20 protein-coding genes are annotated in these 17,921 nt (G+C 48.1%); 13 read left to right on the top strand and 7 right to left on the bottom strand.

Annotation, left to right across the window (positions count from 1 at the left end; translation table 11 throughout):
* Positions 1 to 104 precede the first annotated feature (104 nt).
* The 7 genes from ASL14_RS17530 (at position 105) to yunB (ending at position 5,416) form a co-directional block, all read left to right on the top strand.
* On the top strand, positions 105 to 710 hold the full coding sequence (locus tag ASL14_RS17530) for a bifunctional transcriptional activator/DNA repair enzyme AdaA (RefSeq protein WP_134912768.1): 606 nt from the start codon (positions 105 to 107) through the stop codon (positions 708 to 710).
* A complete protein-coding gene (locus tag ASL14_RS17535) occupies positions 691 to 1,206 on the top strand; it encodes a methylated-DNA--[protein]-cysteine S-methyltransferase (protein ID WP_134912770.1) in 516 nt (171 codons plus the stop codon). The genes ASL14_RS17530 and ASL14_RS17535 overlap by 20 nt, the downstream gene beginning before the upstream one ends.
* Before the next feature lie 2 nt (positions 1,207 to 1,208).
* Positions 1,209 to 2,027, top strand: coding sequence for an SPL family radical SAM protein (locus ASL14_RS17540; RefSeq protein WP_134912772.1), 819 nt, complete (start codon positions 1,209 to 1,211; stop codon positions 2,025 to 2,027).
* A gap of 71 nt (positions 2,028 to 2,098) precedes the next feature.
* A complete protein-coding gene (locus ASL14_RS17545) occupies positions 2,099 to 2,716 on the top strand; it encodes a DNA-3-methyladenine glycosylase family protein (RefSeq protein WP_134912774.1) in 618 nt (205 codons plus the stop codon).
* Positions 2,717 to 2,735: 19 nt separating this feature from the next.
* Positions 2,736 to 3,425: a DNA alkylation repair protein gene (locus ASL14_RS17550; protein ID WP_134912776.1), complete on the top strand. Its 690-nt coding sequence runs from the start codon at positions 2,736 to 2,738 to the stop codon at positions 3,423 to 3,425.
* A 109-nt stretch (positions 3,426 to 3,534) separates the two neighbouring features.
* On the top strand, positions 3,535 to 4,467 hold the full coding sequence (locus ASL14_RS17555) for an aldo/keto reductase (RefSeq protein WP_134912777.1): 933 nt from the start codon (positions 3,535 to 3,537) through the stop codon (positions 4,465 to 4,467).
* Between the two features lie 142 nt (positions 4,468 to 4,609).
* Positions 4,610 to 5,416, top strand: a complete 807-nt coding sequence (gene yunB / locus ASL14_RS17560; protein ID WP_134912778.1) for a sporulation protein YunB — start codon at positions 4,610 to 4,612, stop codon at positions 5,414 to 5,416.
* Positions 5,417 to 5,474: 58 nt separating this feature from the next.
* Here yunB and ASL14_RS17565 read toward each other — a convergent pair whose 3' ends face one another.
* A complete protein-coding gene (locus tag ASL14_RS17565; protein ID WP_134912779.1) occupies positions 5,475 to 6,578 on the bottom strand; it encodes a M23 family metallopeptidase in 1,104 nt (367 codons plus the stop codon).
* A 250-nt stretch (positions 6,579 to 6,828) separates the two neighbouring features.
* On the opposite strand from ASL14_RS17565, the gene lipA reads away from it, so the two are divergent.
* Entirely contained in the window at positions 6,829 to 7,731 is a 903-nt protein-coding gene (lipA, locus tag ASL14_RS17570) for a lipoyl synthase (RefSeq protein ID WP_134912780.1), read from the top strand.
* 24 nt (positions 7,732 to 7,755) lie between these two features.
* Complete coding sequence (locus ASL14_RS17575) at positions 7,756 to 8,682, top strand: YutD family protein (RefSeq protein WP_134912781.1); 927 nt, start codon at positions 7,756 to 7,758, stop codon at positions 8,680 to 8,682.
* 139 nt (positions 8,683 to 8,821) lie between these two features.
* Here ASL14_RS17575 and ASL14_RS17580 read toward each other — a convergent pair whose 3' ends face one another.
* The 3 genes from ASL14_RS17580 to ASL14_RS17590 form a co-directional block, all read right to left on the bottom strand.
* On the bottom strand, positions 8,822 to 9,625 hold the full coding sequence (locus ASL14_RS17580) for an NAD kinase (RefSeq protein ID WP_134912782.1): 804 nt from the start codon (positions 9,623 to 9,625) through the stop codon (positions 8,822 to 8,824).
* Positions 9,626 to 9,691: 66 nt separating this feature from the next.
* A complete protein-coding gene (gene ylbJ / locus ASL14_RS17585; RefSeq protein WP_134912783.1) occupies positions 9,692 to 11,029 on the bottom strand; it encodes a sporulation integral membrane protein YlbJ in 1,338 nt (445 codons plus the stop codon).
* Positions 11,030 to 11,441: 412 nt separating this feature from the next.
* The gene (locus ASL14_RS17590) at positions 11,442 to 13,001 is read right to left on the bottom strand and encodes an IS1182 family transposase (protein ID WP_134912148.1); all 1,560 of its coding nucleotides are present in this window, start codon (positions 12,999 to 13,001) and stop codon (positions 11,442 to 11,444) included.
* Positions 13,002 to 13,379: 378 nt separating this feature from the next.
* On the opposite strand from ASL14_RS17590, the gene ASL14_RS17595 reads away from it, so the two are divergent.
* Both ASL14_RS17595 and ASL14_RS17600 read left to right on the top strand, forming a co-directional pair.
* Entirely contained in the window at positions 13,380 to 13,757 is a 378-nt protein-coding gene (locus tag ASL14_RS17595; protein WP_134912784.1) for a globin domain-containing protein, read from the top strand.
* Positions 13,758 to 13,799: 42 nt separating this feature from the next.
* On the top strand, positions 13,800 to 14,510 hold the full coding sequence (locus ASL14_RS17600) for a DUF2225 domain-containing protein (RefSeq protein ID WP_189338272.1): 711 nt from the start codon (positions 13,800 to 13,802) through the stop codon (positions 14,508 to 14,510).
* Positions 14,511 to 14,600: 90 nt separating this feature from the next.
* On the opposite strand, the gene ASL14_RS28175 is transcribed toward ASL14_RS17600, so the two are convergent.
* Positions 14,601 to 14,837 carry a hypothetical protein gene (locus tag ASL14_RS28175; RefSeq protein ID WP_134912788.1) on the bottom strand — a complete coding sequence of 79 codons (237 nt, stop codon included), beginning with the start codon at positions 14,835 to 14,837 and terminating at the stop codon, positions 14,601 to 14,603.
* Positions 14,834 to 15,004, bottom strand: coding sequence for a YycC family protein (locus ASL14_RS17610; protein WP_014277894.1), 171 nt, complete (start codon positions 15,002 to 15,004; stop codon positions 14,834 to 14,836). Before ASL14_RS17610 ends, ASL14_RS28175 begins: the two co-directional genes overlap by 4 nt.
* A 97-nt stretch (positions 15,005 to 15,101) precedes the next feature.
* Here ASL14_RS17610 and ASL14_RS17615 point away from each other — a divergent pair, with 97 nt between their 5' ends.
* Positions 15,102 to 16,889: a M3 family oligoendopeptidase gene (locus ASL14_RS17615; RefSeq protein ID WP_134912789.1), complete on the top strand. Its 1,788-nt coding sequence runs from the start codon at positions 15,102 to 15,104 to the stop codon at positions 16,887 to 16,889.
* A gap of 259 nt (positions 16,890 to 17,148) precedes the next feature.
* Complete coding sequence (locus ASL14_RS17620; RefSeq protein ID WP_134912791.1) at positions 17,149 to 17,550, top strand: O-methyltransferase; 402 nt, start codon at positions 17,149 to 17,151, stop codon at positions 17,548 to 17,550.
* A 124-nt stretch (positions 17,551 to 17,674) separates the two neighbouring features.
* Here the strand turns inward: ASL14_RS17620 and ASL14_RS17625 are convergent, their stop codons facing one another.
* Positions 17,675 to 17,914, bottom strand: a complete 240-nt coding sequence (locus tag ASL14_RS17625) for an alpha/beta-type small acid-soluble spore protein (RefSeq protein ID WP_134912793.1) — start codon at positions 17,912 to 17,914, stop codon at positions 17,675 to 17,677.
* Positions 17,915 to 17,921 lie beyond the last annotated feature (7 nt).

Here is a 17,921-nt window from a genome sequence, read left to right on the forward strand (position 1 = left end):
TATCTTGCCTTTACATTCCAAGAGGGGTACATATGTTCACTGTTTGGTTTATAATTTAGACATAGGTATGTGGGAGGCCACATCGCAAATGAGAGGTGAATGTAATGAAGAAATCCGAGTTGCCCATCACTGACGAGAAGTGGAGAGCTATTGTGGAGAACGACAAGTCTTATGATGGTGAATTTTTTTATGCTGTGAAGACAACGGGAATATTTTGTCGCCCCTCCTGCAAATCCCGTCCTCCCAAAAGAGAAAACATCCGCGTATTCAAAAAAGCAGAACAGGCTTTAGCGGAGCATTTTCGACCATGCAAAAGGTGTAAACCGACAGGACAAAAATTGCCTGATCATGAATGGATTGCGTTGGTTACAGAGTATGTGGATGCTAACTACAAGGAAAATTTAACGCTGCATCTGCTTGCAGAGATGAGGCATGGGAGCCCGTACCATTTACATCGTACCTTCAAGCGGGTCATGGATATAACCCCGATGGAATATATACAGCAAACCAGATTGGAGCATGCCAAGCAACAGCTAATGGACTCGGATAAGTCCGTTGCGGCAGTAGGGGAGAGCGTAGGTTTGTTCAATACCCCTTACTTTATTACGTTATTTAAAAAGAATACAGGCTACACCCCTTTGCAATATCGCCACCTTAAATCAGAACAATTACAAAATGGAGGTATACATCATGTTAACCCAAACCCCTAAAACAATCTATTGGTCATTATTAACCCACGAGGATTGGAATTTATATATTGCAGCTACATCGGATGGATTATGTTACGTAGGCTCACCCGATAAACCTATAGAGGAATTGGCTTCGTGGGCAGGGAGTCGATTTCCCGGCAGTCCATTAGTTGAAGATGATGAGGTCTTGAAGCCCTATGCCACAGAGATTATTGAATACTTTAAAGGGAAACGTATAAGTTTTACCGTTCCTTTTGACTTTCGGGGGACTGCGTTTCAAATGGCGGTCTGGAACGCACTGTGTGACATTCCGTATGGAGAGACACAATCCTACTCAGACATTGCGAACGCGATTCAGAAGCCCGCGTCTGTTCGTGCGGTGGGAGCTGCAATCGGTGCTAACCCGATTCTGGTCACCGTCCCATGCCATCGGGTTATCGGCAAAAATGGCGCTTTAACCGGATATCGTGGTGGTTTGGATATGAAGGTAAAGCTTTTGCAGCTCGAAAGAGGTTAACAATGGAAGCACATCATATATACAAATACCCCAAGACCCTTCTGAATAAAGGAACAGGTTTCTTGTCGGGGTATACGCATTCGCTAAACCCGTATACAGGCTGTACCTTTGGTTGCTCGTATTGCTATGTGCGCCAAATGCCGGTTTCGACGTTTCGCGGCGAGGAATGGGGCACATGGGTTGATATTAAAAAGCAGGCGGCAGATCTTCTTCGCAAGGAGCTTCGGCGGGCCAAATCCAAGGGCAAAGTCACTATTTTTATGTCGTCCAGCACAGATCCTTATCAACCTGCCGAGTACAAGGAAGAGGTGACCCGTTCACTGCTGGAGGTGATGGTGGAAGATCCGCCGGATTTCCTGTTTGTACAGACTCGCAGTCCGCTTGTACGGCGGGATATCGACTTGTTACTCCGATTAGAGGATCGCGTACGGGTGAGCATGACGGTAGAAACGGACCGCGAAGATATACGCAAACATTTTACGCCGGATGCGCCCCCCATTCAGGCTCGTTTCAAGACGTTGCAACTGTTAAAAGAGGCAGGAGTACCAACGCAAGCCACCATCGCTCCGATGCTTCCAAGCAGCGAGCAATTTGCGGACAAGCTTTTGCCACTGGTCAACCGTGTCTGTATTGATGATTATTTTATGGGAGACGGCAGTGGAGGAAGGCGTACTCGAAGCTTAAATATCGGTGCGCTTTACGAGCCGTTAGGGCTGGAGGATTGGTATCATCCGGCTGCCTACAAGGCAGTCTACAAACAGTTTCGTAATGTTTTTCCTGAAGAACAGCTTTATGTAAGCCGTGAAGGATTTGAGCCCTGATTTTGGTGTAGACTGCATTCAAATGGTATGTGGGTGGAACTGCATAAAGGTTGCAGAGGAGGAAGCGGAGTGTGCAAACCGTGATCACGAAAAATTTTGACTATGGAGAGAAGGAAATCAACTATCTGAAAAGCGTGGATACCGTACTCGGTACAGCAATGACGCAAATGGGCAAGGTCGAACGAGTGATTATTCCCGATCTGTTCGCCGCGCTTGTTCATGCGATTGTGGGACAGCTTATTTCTGCGAAGGCGGTTCAAACCATATGGGTAAGAATGCAGGAGAGACTGGGTGCGATGACTCCGGAAAATATAGCGACCCAGTCGGTTGAAGTGATTCAAAGCTGTGGTATCACGATGAAAAAAGCAGCTTGTATCCTGAATATAGCCCAAACCATAGAACAGGGCTTGTTGGATTTGCAGGAACTATATGAGCTCTCCGATATACAAGTGATTCAAAAATTGTCCTCGCTGCATGGGATCGGCCCGTGGACGGCTGAAATGATGCTGATTAATTCCATGGAACGTCCGGATGTCGTCAGTTGGGGCGATATAGCTATTCGGCGGGGGATGATGAAGCTGTACAATCTGGATACACTGACCAAGAAGCAATTTGAGGAGTACTGCCGAGTCTATTCGCCTTATGGTTCGGTGGCCTCTATTTATTTATGGAGCATTTCATTTCGTTAAGGATCAGGGAGTGGGAGCGGTGAAAATAACAATTAGAGAACAAATTCTGGCACATGTTGATGTGGATTTTCAAAAATTTACGGCGGCATTGATTCCGAATATTGATAATGTGCTGGGCGTACGCCTGCCGGTGCTGCGTAAGCTCGCCCAGGATATTGCCAAAGGCGATTGGCGTCTCTACCTTGAAACTGCTGAAAGTGAACATTTCGAGGAAGTAATGCTGCAAGGCATGGTGATTGGCTATGTGAAAGCAGATATAGAGGAAGTTTTGGGCTACGTCGCCAGGTTTGTTCCTAAAATTGGTAACTGGTCAGTTTGTGACAGCTTCTGTGCCGGATTAAAATGTACGAAAAATCATAAGGAACGAGTATGGGACTTTATCCAGCCGTATCTGTCATCCAGGAAAGAATATGAAATTCGGTTTGGAGTGGTCATGTTTCTGAATTTTTATATTGAGGAAGAGTATATCATCCGGGTACTGCAATGGATGGATCAAACCCACCGTGAGGATTATTATGTACAAATGGCGGTCGCATGGGCAATATCTATCTGTTATATCAAGCTGCCTGAGATTACGATGAATTACTTGAAAAACAATACACTGGATGATTTTACGTTCAACAAAGCTCTGCAAAAGATCACAGAATCATACCGGGTGGATCAGGCAACGAAAACAATTATTCGTAGTATGAAGCGAAAAAGAAAATAGTATCAGTTTATTTCTTATTATTCTTATTTGATTTTGAGTATATTATATTTGCTTTTTTTGGAATTAAATATTAAAATGGAAGTAACTTTCGAAAAGGAGATGACGTGAATTGGCAGAGCAAGTGCGTATTGGAAAAACAGATCTATATGTAAAACCAATCGGTTTGGGTGCAAATAAGGTGGGAGGACATAATCTTTTTTCCGGCTTGAACGATGAAACGGGCAAAGAAGTCGTTCGCACCGCTTTGGACAACGGCATCAATTTTCTGGATACGGCTTTTATTTACGGACCTGAGCACTCAGAGCGGTTGATCGGTGAGGTGCTGAAGGAGCGCGGCAAACGTGAGGAAGCTGTCATTGCGACCAAGGGGGCACACAAATTTGTGAACGGAGAGGTTGTTGTTGACAACTCGCCTGCTTTTTTACGTGAATCTGTCGAATCCAGTCTGAAAAGATTGCAGACCGATTATATTGATCTGTTCTATATCCATTTCCCGGATGAAGCTACGCCGAAGGCAGAGGCTGTCGGAGAATTGAAGAAGCTCAAGGACGAAGGCAAAATCAAGGTCATTGGCGTATCTAACTTTTCCATTGAACAACTTAAGGATGCGAATAGTGACGGCTATGTAGATGTGCTTCAATCCGAATATAATTTGCTCCAACGGGAAGCGGAAAAGGAACTGCTGCCTTACACCAAAGCCAATGGCATTTCGTTTGTGCCTTATTTCCCGCTGGCTTCCGGATTGCTGGGCGGTAAGTATACGAAAGACACAATCTTCACAGACAACAGAGCGAAAAGTCCATTATTTCAGGGAGAAGCATTTGCTCGTAATTTGGACAAAGTGGAGCAGGTACGGCAAATTGCTAATGCGTTGAATGCAGAGGTCGCTCATGTTGTGCTCGCATGGTATTTGACCCGCGATTCGATTGATGCCCTCATTCCAGGGGCGAAGGGGCCGGAGCAGGTGCTGGCGAATCTGAAAACGCTGGATGTTAAGCTGAGTCAGGCAGATATTGAAAAGATTGACCATATTTTTAAATAATTTTTCAAATAATGCTTAAGAGTCACATCGTGGGATTATATATTTTTAGCATACTAAAAGGAGCTGCCGGACGGGCGGCTTCTTTTTCGTGTACTCGCCGCATATCCTTGTAGGGTAAGCTCATCGCTGCGGAGGGATCGGGATGAAGAGAAGACCGCATTGGCACAGCAGGCCTAACAGAAGGCGACACGGAAGACACAGAGTATGGCTCATTGTGGGGCTGATACTGCTGGTAGGAATCGTACAGGTTGCCTCTTATGTAGAGCAGCATTTGAAGCCGCCTATGATGCATTTGGCAAAAGTGCGGGTCAAGCAAATGGCGACGGAGGCCATTAATTCAGCGATTACTGCGCAGGTAGAGCAGGGCGAGACCGCTGATAAACTGATTGAATGGAGAACGGATGCGCAAGGGAAAACCTCCGGCTTTGTTCTGAATTATGCGGAGCATATGAGAATTACCTCGGATACGCTCAAGGCAGTCAAGGCAACAATGGACAGCATGAGCCATTTTGATGAGAGCGTTCCAATCGGTCAGGCATTGGGCAGTCCACTGTTGGCAACTTATGGCCCGAAGGTTCCACTCAAGGTGGAGCCGCATGGAGCTATCAAGGTAGATTTAAATACACGCCAGCAGGATGCGGGCATCAACATGATTCTGGTGGAAGTGTATATTCGGATTACGACGGAAGTGTCCGTCGTGATTCCTTTTGAAATGCAGCCTCAGGTTGTGGAGACGGAAATTCCGGTGTCTTATTTGCTCGTGGTAGGCAATGTCCCAATGTACTACTATGATAATCAGGGTAAGCCCGTCGGTAAAAATGGAGCTGTCGCCCCCAATTTGGCGCTGCCACCCCATTCGATAGAGACAGGTGGCGTTGCGGATTCCGGCATAGAGAGTGTTCCACAAATGCAGGAAGATGAACCCACCACTTCATCCCCAACGCCATAAGCGAAGGCAAGTGGAATGTGAGAGGGCTTGATTGTTGTATATGAAAAGCAAAGGGACCTTATGTGGAGGTCCCTTTTGCTTTGCTGGTTTTGAGCGCTTTGCGCTCCGTCTGCTCCCATTGTCTTAATAACGGATACGGGTCAAAGGACCAGTCCATCCAACCGCTGTCCCGGTATATGCCATAGTGCAGATGTGGCGGGAATTTGCCTTGGGTACCGGGCTTGCCGTAACCCGAGCTTCCGACCCAGCCGACAATCTGACCTGGCGTGACAATGTCCCCGTTGTGAACGGTCTTGTCAAAGCCGGAGAGGTGCGCATAGTAGTGATAGCGATTGTTGAGATCCCGAATCCCGATTCGCCATCCACCGAACGGATTCCAGCCTTTCATTTCGACTACGCCATAGCAGGTACTTCGAACGGGAACGCCATAGCCGGCGAACAGGTCTGTCCCTTCATGAATGCGGTAACCACCCCAGCTCCGACGACTGCCCCAAGTGCTGCGATAGCTATAAATGCTGCCCAAGGGAAGCGGGAAGGCTTGTTTGCCAAGCTCCAGCTTTCCATAGGTCCGGTACAGCTTGGCAAACTGCTGTACCCTTTGAACCGCACGGCTGTTGTGGTAATATTCCCATACCGCAATGGAAAATTCGTCCTCTGTGTTCCCATATTTACCGAGATAAGAGGCCATGCTGAACAGCAAGTCCCTGTCATCATCACGGTCGGCAATTCCGTCACCCGAGCCGTCCTGTCCCAGCCCGGAAAAAAAAGAAATGGAACGTGGATGCCGGTCCTCGGGATCAGGGTTCATCAAACCGGACCAGACGGGTCCGGTGACAAAGATACCTGTGACTCGCTCCGCATGCTTGCGATCCTTGGGATGCGCAATCGTAAGCGTGCATTCATATTGGTCGATAGCGGCCAGCCTGTACCACGGAATCCCTGTCAAGGCTTCGACGGAAAGATATAGAGCAAGCCTCGATCTATACAGTGATGACTGGGAATTTGGAGTAGCAACATGTGCTGTCTGGATGCTTTGGGATGAGGCTTCTAAAGGTGTAGCCAAGGCCTGAGCAGGAAGTGGACAGGCCATTGTTAGTGTAGTGGCGCACAACAGCAGCGGCAACAGGCGAATAGCGCGGGCTGTACGTTTAGGGTAAGGCACGTGAACCGACCTCCTTATAAGGGAGCTTGACAGCCCCCGTAGATTACAGGCCCGCATCCAACGGCAGCGGTACGGGCCCCTTTGGTTTAGATTGAGCCATATCCGTCGCTTTTATCCATATAAGGAGTTTACTTTTTCGGCATCAAAGTCATATCAAAAAGGGAACAATGAATGGAGGTTTTTCCATGGCTTTCATGTTATAATGTATGGCAATGACAGCCCAAGCTTATCAGAAAGAAGGTCTATGCCATTGTCTAGAAAAGTGAAGGAAGCCAAGCCCGACTGGATTCGTATTAAACTCACGACAGGCGATAACTATCAGGAAATCAAGAGCATGATGCGTTCCAAGACATTACATACCGTATGTGAGGAGGCGCGATGCCCTAATATATATGAATGCTGGGCCAACAGGACAGCTACATTTATGATTTTGGGTGATATTTGTACGCGTGCGTGCCGTTTTTGCGCAGTGAATACGGGAATGCCTACGGAACTGGACTTACAGGAGCCTGAACGCGTCGCGGAAGCGGCTGAAAACATGAACTTGAAACACTGTGTCGTAACCAGTGTGGCCCGCGATGATTTGAAGGATGGGGGAGCCACTATATTTGCAGAAACGGTGCGTGCGATTCGCCGCCGTTTGCCTTTTTGCAGCGTAGAAGTGTTGATTCCCGATTTTATGGGCGATATCGAATCGCTGCGAATTGTCATGGATGCCAAGCCAGATATTTTGAATCATAATATTGAAACGGTGGAGCGGATGTCTGATAAAGTTCGGGCCAAGGCCAAATACCGTCGCTCCCTGGAGCTTCTTCAACGTGCAAAGCATTTAAATCCGTCCATCCCTACCAAATCCAGTATCATGCTGGGTGTCGGAGAAGAGTTTGACGAGATCTTACAAACCATGGATGATCTGCGTAAAGTCGATTGCGATATTATGACAATTGGACAATATTTGCAGCCATCCGAGAAACATTTGTATGTGCAAAAATATTACCCACCGGAAGATTTTGCGAAGTTAAAGGAAGAGGGATTACAACGGGGGTTCAGCCACGTCGAATCTGGTCCGTTGGTCCGCAGCTCCTACCAAGCGCATGAGCAGGTGAAGTCTGCCGCTCAGCATAAGGAAGAAGGCGCCCTTTCGCAGGCTTGATCCGGGAAAGGCGGTCAGATTAGCTTGTTTCATATCGGTGGTAAAAACTATGAAGTGTTGCAGGATCACAAGAACGGGTGGAATCCCGAAGCTTTTCGTGACCGGTATAGTGAAGTGCTGGAGCGCTATGATTATATTATTGGTGATTGGGGTTACAATCAGCTGCGTCTAAAGGGTTTTTATCGTGACGGGCATCCCAAGGCCAATAAGGATACATCCATAGCGGTACTGGACGATTACATTAATGAGTATTGTAATTTCGGTTGTGCTTATTTTGTGCTGCTTAAGAGCCGCGAAGTGATCAGTAAGATTGAAAACAATGATGAATCCGTTACGCCGGATCATCAACAGTTGGAAGAACCTCAAGCGGAACCAACGGAAACGGTTGAAGCCGGAGAGCCGCAAGAAGTGCTACAACGTGCAGACGGAGAAGAACGGGAATGGCCGGAGCCACAGCGCGAGTCAAGGGAAGCCGAGGAGCCGCGAGTGGAGCAGCCGCGTGAAGCTCAGGAAATTCGGGACTCACGGGAGTTGCAACGACGGGAACCAAGGGAAGTCCAGGAACCGCGTGAGCGACAGCCACGGGAATTCCGTGAAAACCGTCCGCCCAGAGAAGGGCGTGAAGGGAATCGGCAGCGTGAGCCACGAGAAGCACGTGATTCGCGCCCGCCGAGAGAACCACGTGAGGCGAAGGACGGGCGAATTTCCGGTGAAGGACAGCAAGCCCGGGAACCACGGAAACAGCGCAATCAGCAAGGGAATTTCGATAAAAAGGAATCCCGTGGCCCACGCTATGAGCGTCAATCGAAGGAAAACCGGGAGGGACGGCAAGTCCGCGTCTCACGTGATTCCGGAGGCCAGCCTCAGGCGCAGCCTGCTGCCAAAGCCGAAAGAGCTGAGGGAAGCAAAAAGAATAAAACATTTACAGCTCCACAACAAAACGGTTCCTGAATTTCAGGAGTCGTTTTTATTTATGGCAAAAGGATCAACCATGGATTGAGTTGGCCCTATCATACAAAAAAGAGCCAAGATTGGCTCTTTTGCATGTACTAGTGCTTTTCAGTTTTATGTGTATTTCAAAGCAGCTTGCCTAATTAAGAAAAGCAATGCGTACCCGATCCCAAAATGGAAAGGGACGATAACGAGCGAAGCTGATTTTGTGACTGGAAACCTGACAGCGAACGGAAATCAAATCATCCACAGGGAAGTTCAGATGATCTACCGTCAGCAGAAGACGCTGATCTTTTCTCGAAAAAATATCACAATGATGGTGCTTGGGCAGCAGCAATGGCGATCCAAGTGTCCGATACACCCGGTTGTTAATGGAGGCAATCTCGGTTAATTGCAACGCTTCAATGGTGGGGTGAACCATAGCTCCGCCGAGTGCTTTGTTATAGGCAGTCGTACCTGAAGGGGTAGAAACGCATATTCCGTCTCCACGGAACATTTCGAACGTGACATCGTTAATATCCACTTGTGCAACGACCGTGCCATCGACCCCTTTTAACGTAAATTCATTCAACGCAATAAAAGAAGCATTTCCCGACTTCTTGTGAATCTCCAGCTCGATCAATGGATACTTGACAATTCTCGGTTTAAGGGGTCCCTCAGATCCGCTTTGGCTCATCAGGTGGATTAGCTCCTCCAGCTCGTCCGCACGCCAATCGGCATAAAAGCCCAGATGACCGGTATGTACACCAACAAAGGCTATATCCGAAAGTCGGTCGATGAAGGTATGAAACGCATGAAGCATAGTACCGTCGCCTCCAATTGACACGACGATTTCCGGCGATTCGGCATCCAGCTTGAAATTCTTTTCTTGGGCAAGACGGTGAAACTGCTGACTCAAGTCCATGGAGTGCTGATCCCCGCGATCCAGAACATAATATCTCAAGATGAAAAGCTCCTTTGTCATGGGTATATACCGATCATAATCAATTATGAGCAAGAACACAATCGTTCATTGCCTGGACGCTCCCCTTAGACGTGCGAATAAGCGGCTTGTGCCTGCACTCAACCAAGAGAGACAGAGCATGGCTATCAGCAGGCAAGTGAGGAATAGCAGGCTTTGCCACAACACAGTGGATGAGAAGCCGGGAGACCAGGTGATATCGTGTATCGGAGAAAAGACTGGCGAGCTTCCCTGTCCCATGAGCGGACGCCATAGCACGAGAGCCAGCAGAGCAGAGATGATGCCGTGCGCAGCGCGGGCTAGCAAAAAAGGCAGGTACCGGAGATTCGTTGTATTCAAAATACTCGCGACCTGCGCATGAACCGATAGTCCGCCCCAGGAGAGAACAAAGGCTGCTGCGGCTACCTTGAACGGCAAAGCAGCTCCTGTGGCTTCACCAGCGGCTTGTGCACCTAAAGTGACTTCGAAGATACCGCCTACAATGGAATCTGTTAACGTAGGGGGAAGGCCGCAGGCGGACAATAAGCTTGCTGTAAGCAGGCGAAGCCCGCTCATTAAACCGGAGTTCGTTAAAGCTTCCAGAATGACGCAGAAGAATACAACCAGTCCTCCTACGACAATAATAAGACGGAGGGAGGAAGCAATAGCTTGACGCAGCAACTCGCCAAATGGACGGCCATCTTCCAGGCGCGCTGTATGCATGGCATATATCGCTTGGCGCAGTCGTCCGCGTTGCTGCACAGAGGACGTGTCTGACTTGGCATTTGGAGCGACAGTGAGGGATGCTGGTGTATGCTGCCCGGTGTGGCCGCCTGCTTCGGTTGCAGCAGACTGGGGACGCTTGCCGTGAGTATCAGCGTTCCCCGAACCGGAGCCGTGGAAGCGCATGAGCAGGCCGATGATCAGCACGCCACCATAATGGGCAGCACCCAGCACGACTGCAATTTCAGGCTGATGGAAGAACCCGACGGAAACGGCACCGATCAGGAATATCGGATCAGAGGAGGTTGTAAAGGCGACCAGTCGTTCCCCTTCGATGCGGGTGATCCATTTTTGCTCCCACAGCTTGGCCGTTAATTTGGCTCCAATCGGGTAGCCTGATGCACAACTGACAGCGGCGACAAAGCCTCCACAACCGGGCACACGGAACAAAGGTTGCATGAGCGGGTCCAGCAGCGCACCTATAAAATGGACGATGCCAAAACCGAGCAGCAGCTCGGAAATAACGAAAAACGGGAATAAGGACGGGAACAGCACGTCCCACCAAATGGCCAGACCACGAAGTCCGGCATTTAGAGAAGATTGCGGGTGCGCCGCCATAAGTATAAATAGGAATAGCAGCATAAGAATAAGCAAAGGGAGCGAGTAACGACGGTACAGCGGCATAGAGGCCCCTCCTTTGGAGTTCTACTACTATTCCTATGACGAGGATGGACAAAGAGTACCAAAAAAACAAGAAAGCGTTTGCATGAAATGCTGTATTTTTGTAAAGATTATGTTAAAATTAAAAAAACAACGATCCATAACCTTAAGGATGGAGTGATCAGGATGAGCATCGTTGCCGGTCTACTCGTGTGTGCTTTTGTGTATGTCATTCGTGCCTCTCTCGTCCATCCCGGTGAAGAGGATTGGCGGAGTTATTAGCTGTATTCGTAGAATGGCAGGCTGTTTGCAAGTCGTGCAAGCCTGTCTGTATATGTGAAATGATGGGGCTGTCCCAAAAGTAGATTTCGACGTTAGAGACAACCCTTCTCATTCTAAAAAAACCACAAAAGTCAGCAAAGCAGCGATTCTCCCGTTATTGGAGAATCGCTGCTTTGCGTTTTTGGTCCACTGCGGCTTGCTTCAGCACATTATGGGCAAGTGAAAGCCAGCCGACCTCAAGCGTCACCTTCTCCATGCCGCGAAGCAGAAACCGCCGGAAACCCCGGTTGTTTTTCAGTTGTCCAAATACGCTTTCCGGTTCCGTCATTCGGCGCACGGCCAAGGTGTACCCTTCTTCACTTCGAAGGATTTCCCGAGCTTGGTTCTGGTATCTTAGCCGTTCCACACTGACGACTACTTCCCGATTTCCTTCCGCCTTCGTACAACGGTCCTTCAGGAGGCAGCCGTCACAAGAGTTGCTTCGGTAATGACGTTTGCGAATCTCGTATCCACTCTTTAAGGTTTCCTTTCTTTCTCTGCGGAAATGCAGTGTTTGTCCAGCCTTGCAGGTCCATGTATCCTTTGCCTCGTTGTATGTCCAGTTCTCTATCTTTCCGATATCCGCTTTCCACGCCTTGCTCTTCTCTTTATGGTAGCTGCCGTATTTAACGACAGCCTGGATCTTTTCCTTTTCCAGATAGGCGTAGTTTTCTTCACTGCCGTAACCTGCGTCTGCAATGACGGTCTGTGGAAATCCCCCCAGTAGTTTCTGAGCTTTTTCCATATGCGGCTGCAAACAGCGAGTATCCGTCGGTCGTTGGTGAACACTGTAGGCTAAAATGAACTGGTTTTCGGTTCCGACCTGCACATTATATCCGGGTTTCAGTTGACCGTTTCGCATGTGGTCTTCCTTCATCCGCATGAAGGTCGCGTCCGGGTCGGTCTTGCTGAAGCTGTTTCGGTCCCCAAGCAGGGTTTTGTATTGCTCATACTTCAGCAGCCTTGGCAGCAAATTCTTGCGAAGCTTCCGAACGGCTTTCTTCAGCGTTTTGTCCTTGGGCTTGTCCAGAAGTTGCGACTCCAGCGCTTGGGTCATGTGTTCGAGTTTCTCACTACTCATCTCTAACGATTCGCCGAGTTCGACAAGATCTTTACCTTGGTGCTCGCACTCTTCCTGGTGCTCTGCGGCTTCGATGCTGGCAAACAGCACGTGTACATTCTCTTGCAACTTGGCCTTGTGTTTAGTCACGGCCTTGCCCCAAACAAATGTGTAGCGATTGGCATTGGCCTCGATCTTGGTACCATCTACGAAGTAATGCTCCAGGGAGACGTATTCTTCTTCCGCCAGAAATTGAAGCACGGCGGTGAATACCGTTTCAAGAACGTCCTTCATCCGCTGAGAACGGAAACGATTAAGGGTACGGAAGTCCGGGCGTTGCCGTCCGGCCAACCACATGAAGGGGATATTCTCCCGAAGCGCTTTAGCGATTTGCCGGGAGGAGTAAATGCGCTGTGTATAAGCGTAGATGATGACTTTTGTCAGCATTTTAGGATGGTAGCTGTTGCGGCCACCGCCGGGATAGGCGGCGTCAAAGATGGTGTCGTCCAGTCGATTCACGGCTGCATTAACGACACGAACGAGGTGATTAGGAGGAATATCTTCTTCTAAATCCATTGGCAAGCAAAGTTGGTCCATGTTATATTGAATGTACAAAAGAAACCTCTCCTTTGAAATGGTTGGTCGCACTTCCATTTTACCAAAGAAAGGTTTCTTTTTTTATGATTTTTAGAAGGATTGTAGATACGATTCCCGCTTAAACAGCGGAGAGGACGGAACGATTGTGGAAAAGCGGCAGCGGTCGCCTTTGTATCCGGATTTTTACCGCTAAGTCAAATAAATAAAATCTGGATACAACAGCGATTGGAACAACGTTCCGTTCGCGGAGCGTCCTCACCAAACGCTCACGTATATCCTACTCAAAAACAAGGGCTATCCCAAGCAGCCATTTCATGGCTTTTGGGACAGCCCCTTTGTTTTTTGTTATAATACGGGTGTATATTTATTACCATAGCACAGAAAGTTGGGGGAAAAGTGAATCCTAGCCTGAGCATTTATGACAATCTTGGGGGTGCGGAGGGTGTTCGTGCTATTATTGAGGCCTTCTACCCGAGAGTTTATAAAGATCCGTTGTTAAGTCCGCTGTTTCCTGAAGGCATAGAGTCGGTGAAGGAAAGACAGTATATGTTCCTGAGCCAGTTTTTTGGCGGACCGTCCCTGTTTTCAGATGCTTATGGTCACCCGATGTTACGTGCCCGGCATATGAAGTTTCCCGTAACGGAAGAACGAGCAGAGGCGTGGCTGTCCTGTATGGCGGGTGCGTTAACGGATGCGGGCATTGAGGAGCCGCTTCGTTCATTTATACTTAATCGTTTGTCCGGTCCTGCGCATCATTTTGTAAATACCCCGTAAGCTTGCGGGGATTGCCGAATTTTGGAGAGGGTTGTAAAAACATTGGAAATTGAACCGTTATATCAGATTAAAATCTCTTGTCCGCTTTGTGAAGAAGAATTTCAGACATCTCGTGTCAGACCGAGCCTAAAGAAGGCAATTCGTACGGATTCAGACTTCTGCGCGTATTACAAGAATGAAAATCCCGATTTTTATGTCGTACGGGTTTGTCCTCATTGCGGATTTACCTCGACAGAGCATTCTACCGTTCAGTTAAGCGATCAGCAGAACAAGCTGTTTAAGGACAAAATTGGTAATCGGTGGCAATCGCGCGAATATGACGGACATCGCAACTGGGAAGAGGCGTTGGAAACGTATAAGCTGGGTTTACTGTGTGCGCAGGTCATCGGGGAAAAGGAACGGGTGATAGCCAGCCTGTTACAGCATATCGCGTGGATGTACCGATACAAGGGGGACGAGGAGCAGGAGCTTCGGTTTCTAAAGTTTAGTCTGGACTCCTATATTCGGGTCTATGAGCTGGAGGGTGTCGGGGCGAATAATGCCAAGCTTCTCTATCTGATTGGAGAATTGCATCGACGTACAGGCAACTTTAACGAAGCGGTACGCTGGTTTTCACGTGTCATTAATGACAAGAATATTATGGATGCGGCTATGATCCGGGCTTCCCGTGAACAATGGGCTGTATTGAGAGAGCAAATGCTCGCTAAGGATATTCAGTTGCCGGAGGAAATGCAGAACGCAAGCACCTCCTGATAAAAAAGGTGTGCACTATGGCCGGTTCAGGCTCATGGTTCACACCTTGTTTATCAACAACGGCTACCTTTCTCTAAATTGCCTCATGAATTAATGATGGCGCAGGGTGGTATCTGACAGCAAATAATCGTTGTCACAATCTACCAAAGTAATCCTGCTGTGACAGCATGGAAACACAAGCAGCTTTTTCATCCCTTCATGTATGAGCTTAAGCTCTTTGGGCTTTAGGGGTAGCAGGACGTTCTCATGGTCGCAAAACGGACAGGATTGTACATAAACGTCTCCCATGACAATGTCATAAGGCCAGGTTTTGTGAAAAGGAATCATGATTTGTCCGATTCACCGCCGTTCGGATCAGCGGTTTCTTCTTTGGCCAGTTCGGCCAGTTTTTGCATCAAAATATGCTGGGGTGTATGCATGAGATGTTCCAGCGGAATGCCGAGCTTTTCGGATAATTTCACAGCCGTTTCCGGCGAAATTTGTAAAGGTCTCATCCTGTATTCCTCCTAATTGTAGTGATTTTACCATCACGATGTAGCTTTATTGTATATGAAACCACATGAATTCGCCAAAAAGAAAGGTGGAACTGCTATGAAAACACCGTTGAAGCAAACATGGGATTTGGAATCCATATTTAGTGGGGGGTCTTCCTCTCCCTCATTTAAAGCATTTTTGGAGGAGCTGGAGAGCAAGGTTCAACAATTGCAGTCTCAGCTTAAATCAGCCAAAGTACCGCAAACGGTATTGGATACCGAGCGTCTGGATAGTGTGCTGAATGCTATACAGGAGCTGTTTAACGGAGCATCGCAAGCCGGTTCTTTTGTTTCCTGTCTAACTGCTCAAAACCAACATGACAAGCAGGCTGTTGAACTGGGCGCACGCATAAATACGCTGTATGCACAGGGGAAAAGTACTTTGGTATCCTTCCAAAACCTGCTGGCACAGACGAGTGAAGACATTTGGCAGAAGTGGATGGACCGGGAAGCGATTAAGCCGATCTCTTTTGTCCTGAATGAATACCGGAACGAAGCTCGTGAGAAAATGGCACCTGAGCTGGAAAGTCTCGCATTGGATTTGGCTGTGGACGGCTACCACGGTTGGGGGGATTTTTATGACACGATTGTCAAAAATATGACTATCCCTGTTCCTGAGAATGGAGAAATCGTAAATCTGTCCGTAGGGCAGGCTGCCAACAAGCTGGATGAACCAGATCGTAGTGTGCGTCAAGAAGTGTTCACACGTTGGGAAGAAGCATGGACCAAGGTGGAGGACTATTGTGCAGATACGCTGAACCATCTGGCAGGCTTTCGCCTCAAGCTGTATGAAAACCGGGGCTGGACGGATGTTCTCAAGGAGCCGCTGGAAATCAGCCGCATGTCGGCACAGACACTGGATACGATGTGGCAGGTCATTAACGAAACGAAGCCTGTACTGGCTAAATATCTCGAGCGGAAGGCGAAGCTGCTGGGCTTGGAGAAACTGTCTTGGCATGACGTTGAAGCCCCTCTGGGAACGTCTACTACTAAAATCCCATACGACGATGCAGCCGTCACCATTGTTGAGCAATTCGGTAAATTCAGTCCAAGAATGGCTGATTTTGCTCAAATGGCTTTTGAGAAAAGCTGGATCGAAGCAGAGGATCGTCCGGGGAAACGTCCTGGTGGATTCTGTACTTCCCTACGTCTTAGCAAAGAGACCCGTATTTTCATGACCTATGCCGGATCGCCTTCCAACGTTTCGACACTGGCCCATGAGCTTGGACACGGTTATCATCAGCATGTGATGAATGAAATGCATCCATTGAATCAAAATTATGCGATGAACGTAGCCGAGACGGCTTCCACGCTGGCAGAACTAATTGTATCGGATGCTTTGCTGGAGGCTGCCGAGGGTCAGGAGAAGGTAGCATTGCTGGAGGATAAAATTCAGCGCGGCGTAGCCTTTTTCATGAATATCCATGCCCGCTTCCTGTTTGAAACCCGTTTTTACGAGCTGCGGAAAAAAGGGGTCGTAGGAGCACATCAACTGGGCGAATTGATGGAACAAGCACAGCGTGAAGCGTTCAGCGGTGTTTTGGATGAGGCTCACCCTCATTTTTGGGCCTCCAAGCTGCATTTCTATATTACGAACACTCCATTCTACAACTTCCCATATACATTTGGGTACATGTTCAGTGCCGGGATTTACGCTTTTGCGAAGAAAAATGCCGACGGCTTTGCCGATCAATATGATGCTTTGCTGCGTGATACAGGTCGCATGACGGTGGAAGAGTTGGCCTCCAAGCATCTGGGAACCGATTTAACACAGGCAGACTTCTGGCGTAATGCCGCGCAAGTCACCATTCAGGATATTGAGCAATTTTTGCAAATGACGGAATAACGGATATACTCCAAATCAGGTCTCCCACGAAGGAGGCCTTTTTTGCAATTCTTGCAGAAGATGAGGAATAAAGTCGTAATGTGTCGAATAAGCGTTGGTATTACCTGTTGGCGAAATTTAAATTGATGGATATACTTAGAAATTAGTTATAAATGCCCATTTATGTTGTTTATGATTGTAACGTTAAAAAGTTTCGCATATAATTGAGTCATAAGACCTATTAATGGTTTTGAAACAGGTATATAGGGGGATTTTTATAATGGATGAAGTAGGTCAATTGTCGTTAGTAAGGCAGATGGATATCGTTTTTAAAGAACTGGATGATGAACTGGCGGGTTTGTCGTCAGGAACTGTATTTGTACAAATACGTAACAACGTGGTTGGGAAATTTGGTATCCGTCATAATCCGATTGCAGGCAAAGGAGGTACATTTGGAGCGGTGGAGCCGGGACTGTCTGTAGATCATCGGGCGGACTTCCGTCGTATGGCGCTGGATACGCTAAATCACAAGCGGAGTTGGACTCATGGCGAAATTGCTTTCGATTTTGCCGTCAGACAGGGAACCATTCTGGTGGATGCTACGCTGGAATCGAACTATAACATGGCGAATCTCATGATCCGTTATAACAAGCCTACATACCGAGCGGCTAAATCGGAATAATCATCCATAGAAAAGGGTAAAGAAAGGGCGGCCTTCCTGAGGAAGACCGCCTTTGTTATATGCCCGCCCTACCGCATTTTGGTTAAATACGATGAACGGAATGCAACATGTGGAATAATGACGCTTATTGACCTGAACGTCCAGATAATTGCTGTTCGGCCAGCTGTACCAAGCGTTTAGTGATATAACCTCCCAGAGAACCAGCCTCACGGGATGGCATGTCACCATAATAACCGTCTGCCGGAATGGTGATGCCCAGTTCTTGTGCTGCTTCATATTTCAATTGTTGCAGTGCGTTGGTGGCTTGAGGTACGACCAGGTTGTTACTGCGGCGTCCTCTGCCTTGATTAGATCCATTAGCCATGTGTAGT

Origin of the sequence: Paenibacillus sp. IHB B 3084, from assembly GCF_001447315.1 — a bacterium.
GTDB lineage: Bacteria > Bacillota > Bacilli > Paenibacillales > Paenibacillaceae > Paenibacillus.